The organism is Nitrococcus sp., assembly GCF_059432795.1.
The window spans coordinates 1-7,222 of record NZ_JBXWZQ010000120.1 but is presented as its reverse complement, the minus strand read 5'-3'; the positions used below and the strand labels follow the sequence as shown (position 1 = coordinate 7,222).

The 7,222-nt window shown below is 64.5% G+C and carries 6 protein-coding genes; 2 read left to right on the top strand and 4 right to left on the bottom strand.

Annotation, left to right across the window (positions count from 1 at the left end):
* Window positions 1-116: 116 nt before the first annotated feature.
* A complete protein-coding gene (locus tag AC52Q4_RS09315; RefSeq protein WP_495536521.1) occupies window positions 117-2,915 on the bottom strand; it encodes a DEAD/DEAH box helicase in 2,799 nt (932 codons plus the stop codon).
* 535 nt (window positions 2,916-3,450) lie between these two features.
* On the opposite strand from AC52Q4_RS09315, the gene AC52Q4_RS09310 reads away from it, so the two are divergent.
* On the top strand, window positions 3,451-3,669 hold the full coding sequence (locus AC52Q4_RS09310; protein ID WP_495536520.1) for an NERD domain-containing protein: 219 nt from the start codon (window positions 3,451-3,453) through the stop codon (window positions 3,667-3,669).
* Window positions 3,670-4,148: 479 nt separating this feature from the next.
* Complete coding sequence (locus AC52Q4_RS09305) at window positions 4,149-5,483, top strand: MFS transporter (RefSeq protein WP_495536519.1); 1,335 nt, start codon at window positions 4,149-4,151, stop codon at window positions 5,481-5,483.
* Window positions 5,484-5,490: 7 nt separating this feature from the next.
* On the opposite strand, the gene AC52Q4_RS09300 is transcribed toward AC52Q4_RS09305, so the two are convergent.
* The 3 genes from AC52Q4_RS09300 to AC52Q4_RS09290 all read right to left on the bottom strand — a co-directional run.
* Window positions 5,491-6,141: a DUF924 family protein gene (locus AC52Q4_RS09300; RefSeq protein WP_495536518.1), complete on the bottom strand. Its 651-nt coding sequence runs from the start codon at window positions 6,139-6,141 to the stop codon at window positions 5,491-5,493.
* A 9-nt stretch (window positions 6,142-6,150) separates the two neighbouring features.
* Window positions 6,151-6,756 carry an intradiol ring-cleavage dioxygenase gene (locus tag AC52Q4_RS09295; RefSeq protein WP_495536517.1) on the bottom strand — a complete coding sequence of 202 codons (606 nt, stop codon included), beginning with the start codon at window positions 6,754-6,756 and terminating at the stop codon, window positions 6,151-6,153.
* A gap of 199 nt (window positions 6,757-6,955) precedes the next feature.
* A partial coding sequence (locus tag AC52Q4_RS09290; RefSeq protein ID WP_495536516.1) for a DoxX family membrane protein occupies window positions 6,956-7,222 on the bottom strand: 267 nt, incomplete at its 5' end.

Below are 7,222 nucleotides of genomic sequence, written 5' to 3'. Positions count from 1 at the left end.
TTCCGGGTCCGGTGGCGAAGTGGGAGCGAAGTTAGCCTGCCTGATCCTCCCTCGTGATACGGATGTTTTTTTCGTTCACGGCCTTTGATTGGCGCCGGCGAGCCCACTGCTACGAGCTATTCCAGCAACTGGCGTTCAAGGGCGGTGCCGATGCGTTCGATGGCCTCGGTGACTGTGCCGATCGCGTCCGGCGCTGCGCAGGCGTTGCCTTCGCGCAATATGGCCAGCAGCGCGAGTGTGTTGTCGCCGAGCCCGGCTGGCGGGGCGAGCGTCGAGCGCACTCGGGCGAGAGGGATGGGGGTCGGGAGCGTTTCGTTGCCGCTGTCCCCAAGGGCGCCGAGCGCTTCTTCCAAGGCTTCGGCCAACGGCCCGGCGGCTTCGCGATCGAAGCCGCCCTCGGCGAGGAGGCGGGCCATACCCAGCTTGCGTTCGGCGCTCGAGAGCCGCTGGCGGGCCGCATCGAGCCGGCGGTGACGCTCGTTGCCGTCGTCCCGCGCCACGCCCGCCAGTGTGCCGTGGAGGGTCTGTTGGGGCGCGTTCATGGAAAGGATGCCCGCCGCGGCCAGGCGTTGGATCGTGGCCATAGTCTTGCGGTCCACGATCTCGACATCCGGCCGGGCTTCGGTACGGGCCGCAGCGGAGGTGAGTTCGCCGCGCCGGGCTTCGGCGTCGCCATGGACGACGGCCAGCACCGTCTGGCGATCGCGCTCGGAGCCGTACACGGCCATGGTCTCCAAACTCTGCGGATGGCGCGCCTCCAGCTCGCGCGGCAGCTCGGCCAGCTTCAGAGCCGCCGGCGGCGTTTCTTCGGCGGCGGGCGCCTGCTCCGCAAGCCGGGTTTCCATGAGTGACTCCAGCCGTTCGATGAGCATTTTGCGGCCAGAAGGCAGCGCCATCTCGGTCTCGCCCGTCCCTTCCAGCACTCCTTCGGCGAGCGAGCGCTTCTGCTCCAGCAGATGCAGGATGCGGTGCTCGATGCTGTCCTCGCAGACCAGGTTGATCACGCTCACATGGCGCTGCTGGTGCTTGCGCCAGGCCCGGGCGATGCGCTGCTCGAGCCGGGCCGGGTTCCAGGGCAGATCGAGGTTGATCACCACGTTGGCGGCTTGGAGGTTGAGACCGGTGGCGCCGGCGTCACTGGAGAGCAGGAGGCGGCAGGCCGGATCCTGCTTGAAGCGGTTGATCTCCTGGCGGCGGAGCTCCTGCGGTACTTTCCCCGTGTGCAGGGCGTAGCCGAATGCGGCTCTCTCCACTTGCTCGCCTACCAGGTCGAGCATGCGCGTCCACTCGGAGAAGACGACAACCTTGTTCTCGGGCTCGGCGAGCTGCTCGTCGAGGATCCGACCCAACTCCTCCAGCTTGGGCGACACTCGGCAATCGGAGTCCAGGATATAGGGTGTGTCACAGAGCATGCGCATGCAGGCGAGTTGCTGCTGGAGGCGCTGGAATTCGTCGGGGGAGAGGGGGCGTCGGCGTGCTGCCTGCATGAGGCGCGCGACCGTAGCGCTGTATTCCTCGTAGCGCGCGCGTTGTTCCTCGTGCATGGCAACGAAAAAGGTGTTGACCGTGCGCTCGGGCAGCTCGTCCTCCACATCCGCCTTGCGCCGGCGCAGCAGCACCGAGCGTAGGCGCCGGTGCAGTGCATCCAGGTTCTTGTAGCCGACTGGCCGGCCCTTGTCGTCCAACTCATGGAAGTCGCGGTTGAAGCGGAACAGCGGTCCGAACAGATGAGGGTCCACGAACTGGGCGATGGAGTAGACCTCGTCGATGCGATTCTCCAGCGGCGTTCCCGTCAGCACGAAAGCGTAGGGGCTCGACAGGCGCTTGACGGCCTCGGCGGTCTTGGTCTGCCAGTTCTTGATGCGCTGCGCTTCGTCCAGGATGATGATGTCCGGCGCCAGCAAGCGCTGAATGTCGTCGCCGTCATAGCGGATCTGCTCATAATTGGCCAGGTTGAAGAAGGCGGCCTGGCGATATTGGCGCAGCCGTTCCTCGCGCCGCCCGATGATCACCTGTGTCGACCGGGCGGTGAACCGAATGATCTGCTCCTCCCATTCGGTTTTCAGGGACACCGGGCTGACCACCAGTACCCGCTCCACCCTCTGGAGCCGGCGCAGCAGCTCACACGCCGCTATCGCCTGCACGGTCTTACCGAGGCCCATCTCGTCCGCCAGGATGGCGCGGTCATTAAAGGCCAGATGCAGCATGCCTTCCTGCTGGTAGGCATAGAGCGGATAGTGCACCACCTCGAGGGTCTGCTTGCCGGCGGCGACGTCGGCGAGGAGGTGCTTCCGGTCCGCCTCGCGGCGACGCTTGCGCTGCAACCGCTCGACCCACGGCATGATGTGCTCGGAGAGTCGAACCCGTTCCGACCCGAGCCCCGCTTCTTGGAGGGCGCGACGCAGGGCGGGCACGGCATCCGCCGCCTCACCGAGCAGGACGCCACCGGCGCCGAAGAACGGTCCCACTACTTCGCTGACGCGGTCGTCGGTGCGCATTCGGTCCGCCCAAAGCACCCGGATCGCCGGGCCTTTCCCGTACTGGTCACTGCGGTCCAGGTAGACCTCGGTGACGGTCCGCTGCGCCGGCGCCCGTTTGCGCCGCAGATGCTGGTGGGCCGCCTCGATATGCTTGCAGGTGCCGAGCCCGTTGACCGCATAATCCGGGCAGTCGCAGGAGTTGATCGGCTGCTCCGAAGAGCGGAACTCCACCCGGTAGCTGCGGCCCTCACGCGACCTCACGACATAGTCACCGAAGAAAGCGCCCTTTGCGGTCTCAGTGCGGACCTGTAGCCCTTCCGAGTCCGCCCGCTGACGGCGACGCTCGATCTCGTCCGCGTCCGTGGTGCACCAGCCTTGGCCAATCGAGGCCTTACGGGGCATGTTCTTGGTTGCCGTCTGCTTTTTTTCTGCCATCGTCTGTGCCGCTCGACGTTAGTTTGACTGCGTGATCCTATCGAACGATGCGGTAGCTGGATACGTTCAGGCGCGGGTGATTATTTGCGCCTGAATTGGCCCAGATCATCCGATACGCTGCGCAAAACGCCCCAACACGCGCTGGGGTCGAGGGGACCCGTCCGTTCGTGCCGGAAGAGATCGGGGAACCTCGAATAACTCCCGAATCGCGTCATTCCGGCGCAGGCCGGAATCTGTTCTTCTTTTTGAAACAGCAAGATGGATCCCGGCCTACCCCGGGATGGCGATGCGGAATGCGGTTTTTCAAGATTCCCATCGTCCCTGGGGCGTGCGATTCAGAAACTGCCAAAGACGCACATTCTAGCTACGATTCACCGCGTTAAGGTCTGAGCAGCTGCGCCGATTGGCTAATTTGCTGGGCGCAATCCAAGCCTGCCGGCAAGCACGTCGGTCGCATAACATCTGAATACCTGACGCCAAATTAGTCGGTCCAATTCGGTAAGATGGTCATCACACCATCCGCTGGGGGTTCGGAGTGGGGGATTCCGGTCGTTGGCATGCCGTGCACCGGTCCGCGTTTCCGCACGAGCAGGAAGCGCTGGATATCCTGCGCGCGCAATTGCCGGAGACGCCGCCGTTTCGGGCCTGGGCCAACTTCGAGTTCATCGCCGCGGACGGCAGCATCAACGAAGTCGACGCGCTGGTGGTATCCACCGACCGCGTCTATCTGATCGAGATGGCATGCGCCAACTGAAACCCGCGTTGGAACCCCCCGGCCGCCATCGCATCAAGCTCAGCGAGATGGTGCCCGATGATCTCTAGGCCGAGATGAGCCTGCAGCGGATCAACGCTAAATCCCGACATGCCGGCGTCGCCTCATGATGCGCGGAGTCAAGGAGGCAAAAAGGTCAAGGGGCGCGGCGCTGCTGAGTTGCGCGGGCTGATCGTTTATGCTGTCAATACTCCTCTTAGCATCCAGGTCAAACCTAGCCGGCCCGGTGCGCGTCGAGGGAGCTGAAGCCTGTGGGTCGCGGTGGGGCCGGACGGCGACGCAGAGCCGTTCGGTGCGCAAACGGCGATGGTCGATCGAGCCCCGCAACGAGGAGCCGCTGAGCGGAGGGCACCGTTCCAGTCGGTCAGGGGGGCTTCTCCAAGTTAACGCTGCCCCGGCGGGACGCCATGGGCGTCAGGCCGGTTTATTCAACCCGCTGCCAGCCATTGAGGGCCGGTGGGATGCGAGTTCCTCAGAGCGCTGTCCTCGCGCTTACGCCGCTGTTCGCCTCGTTCAGCTTGTTCGTCGTCGGACATGGCTTGCTGGGTACCCTGCTCGCCGTGCGAATGACGCTCGAGGGATTCTCCGAGCAGCTGATCGGTTTCGTTGCGGCATGTTACTCGATCGGGTTCATCGTGGGCACCCGCCTCGACGGGCGCGCCATCCGCAAGGTTCAGCACATCCGCACGTTTGCCGCGATGAGCGCGATCGCCGCATCCACCACGCTCGCCCTCGCGCTGCTCGTCGACCCGATGTTCTGGGCAGCCATGCGACTCCTTTACGGCTGCTCGCTTGCCGGACTGTACATGGTCACGGAGAGTTGGCTCAACGCCAACACGCCCGTGCACGATCGCGGCAAGGTGCTCGGCCTCTACAGCGTGATCACCTACGTCGGCCTCGGTGGGGGACAGTTCCTGCTGTTGGTGGCCGATCCGCAGGCCATGAGCCTGTTTCTGCTGGTCACCATTCTGATCAGCCTGGCGTTGGTGCCACTCGCGCTGATGCACAGCAGCTCGCCCGAGTTGATGGATATCCACGCCGTGCCCTTGCGCGAGCTCTACCGCCTTCAGCCGGCGGGGCTGGCCGGCGCGCTGGGCTCCGGGGTGATCCTCGGCTCCTTTATCAACCTCGGGCCGGTATTCGCCAAGCAGAGCGGTTTCTCCAGCCTGGAGATATCGCTGTTCATGGGGCTGACTTTGTCCGGCGGTTTTTTGATGCAATGGCCCATCGGCTTGCTCTCCGATCGATACAGCCGCCACGGGGTGATTCCGGTGATCTCGCTGTGCGTCGCCGCGCTCAGTTTCGCCATCATCTATGTTACGGGAAGCAGCGTCGCCGCCGTCATCGCGCTGGCCGTGCTCTGGGGAGCGTTTTCTTTCACCCTCTACCCGGTATCGGTCGCGCTGGTCAATGATTACGTGGACTCGGCCCAGTTCGTGGAGGCGAGCGCGGGGCTGCTTCTCATGAGCTCCCTGGGGATGATTTCCGGCAGCTTGGCAGCCGGGCAGGTCATGGCGGTGATGGGCGCCGACGGCTTGTTCTGGATCGCGTTCGCCACCTCGCTCGGTTTAACGTTGTTTACCGGCCTGGTTCGGCGCCCCCAGCCCTCGCCGGAGCTGGTGGACCACTCGCGTTACCATGTCCTGCCCCGCAACTCCCCGTACGCTTTGGCTCTGGACCCGCGCGGCGATGTGGGCGTGCAGTTGGAGTTCGACTTCGAAAGCCCGCCACCTGACTCGCCGACCGAGGCGCAGACGCAGGCCAGTCGACCGATGGCGGCGACCTTACGAGAATAGGGCGGCGTCAGAAGCGCGAGCCGGGCTCATTCAAGAAGGCTGCTTCGGCGGCGGTGGATGGCCGTCCCAGGATGGCATTGCGGTGGGGAAAGCGGCCAAAACGCCGAATGATGTCGCGATGTCGGCGGGCATAGGCCAGCAAGTTCTCGAAGGCCGGTTTCTGCGCCGAGGGAACCTCGGCCAGCAGCGTCTCGAAGCGGCTCACGCATCGCTCCTGCATGGTCACGGATTCCGCGTGCTCCATAGGCATGTAGAAGAAGGCCCGCTCTATCGGGCGCAGCTCCCGATCCTGCCCCAGCCTCTGGCCCTGTAGGGAGAGATCCAGGGCGCGGCGGTCGTGGGCGAAGGCCTCGGCTCGGGCGCGGAAGAGTTGGCGGGGAAGCTGATCGAGCGCGATGATCAGGGCAAGGCGACCCCTGGGGTCCGCCTGCCAATGATCGAGCATTCCGGCAGCCGCTCGTGCGGGTAAGCCGCCGAAGCGGATGGCGATCTCGCGATCGGCCTGTGCGCACTTGTTCCACCACAGGCCGGATTGCCGCTCGGCAATCGCGCCATCGTCGTCGGTCATCGGGCCGAACCAGAATTCAAGGAGTGCGGCGGCTTCCTCGTCCAACGCTCGGTCCTCCCCGGACTTGCCTTGAGCAGTAGGTTCATCCACGGCGGCGACTCAAGCCATCCGCAGCCCGATATCGAACGCGGCGGCGTAGCCCGGCTCCTCCTCGATTAACCGCAGAATCAGCTCTTTGCCTCCGTCCTGGAAAAGGCTGTCCTGGTCGTTTCGCAGGGTGCGTTGGCCCTTTTCGGCGTAAGGTGGCTGCGCGTGTATTCGATCGGTCAACGCGTCATCGAAGTAAAGCTGGGATGTGAACTCATGTCCGTTTTGCGCGGCGGCCTCGGTGCGGATCTTGAAGTGGATATGGACGGTTCTGCCCGGATACCAACCCGGGTAGAGGGTTACGAACTCGGCCTTCCCACCGGCGTCCGTGACCTGATAGCCGCGGAGGAATCTCTTCCCTCGCGTATCGAACGCCCCGTTGATATCTCTGACGTCGGAATAGACGCCGAGCGCATCACACTGCCAGAGATCCACAATGGCGCCGGCAAGCGGGGTGCAAGCGCTGCCGTCCAGACGCGAGACGTGCATTACCAATCGCAGCGCAACGCCATCCTTTACCGAACCGTTTGATGGCTCCGAGCGGATATCGCGGCGCTCGAGGTTCTCGTCGATGAAATAGGGTCCTTCCGCCTGTTGGGGTCTTGCTATGCACTGCATGAGTTTGTCTTCTCCAGCGAGGCGCTGCTCACGATCTGGCAGCGCCTTATGAGAAATCCGCGCCGCCGTTGATTATAGCCGGCCGAGAATCCCATTCGGCGCGTGCAAGGCCGGTAGACTGACGGGACGATGTTTTCCATTAATCGCCTCCTGTGGAGCCGGGGCGGCTACGCCCCGGCGTGGGCTTGCAACGCCCTGGTCAATGGCTTCCGGCCCGGCGGCTCAGTGCCGCATCGACCGACGCGCGCCCCCCTCCGGTGATCGCCAGCGAGGCCGCTGCGGCGAGCAGTGCCAGCGCGTACTCATAGCCGTTGTTGCTCATGAACAGGCCGTTGCCGATGTGCACGGCGAATATGGCGACTGCCATGGCGAAGGCCAAGGCGACGGCGGCTGGCCTCACGAGCAGACCGAGCAGCAGCGCGAGGCCACCGAAGAACTCCGCGCTGCCGGCGAGCAGCGCCATTGC

Bases quoted from the DNA above. Each gene is read 5' to 3' on its own strand.
- AC52Q4_RS09305 (WP_495536519.1), top strand. From the start codon at position 4,149: ATGCGAGTTCCTCAGAGCGCTGTCCTCGCGCTTACGCCGCTGTTCGCC.
- AC52Q4_RS09295 (WP_495536517.1), bottom strand. From the start codon at position 6,756: ATGCAGTGCATAGCAAGACCCCAACAGGCGGAAGGACCCTATTTCATC.
- AC52Q4_RS09315 (WP_495536521.1), bottom strand. From the start codon at position 2,915: ATGGCAGAAAAAAAGCAGACGGCAACCAAGAACATGCCCCGTAAGGCC.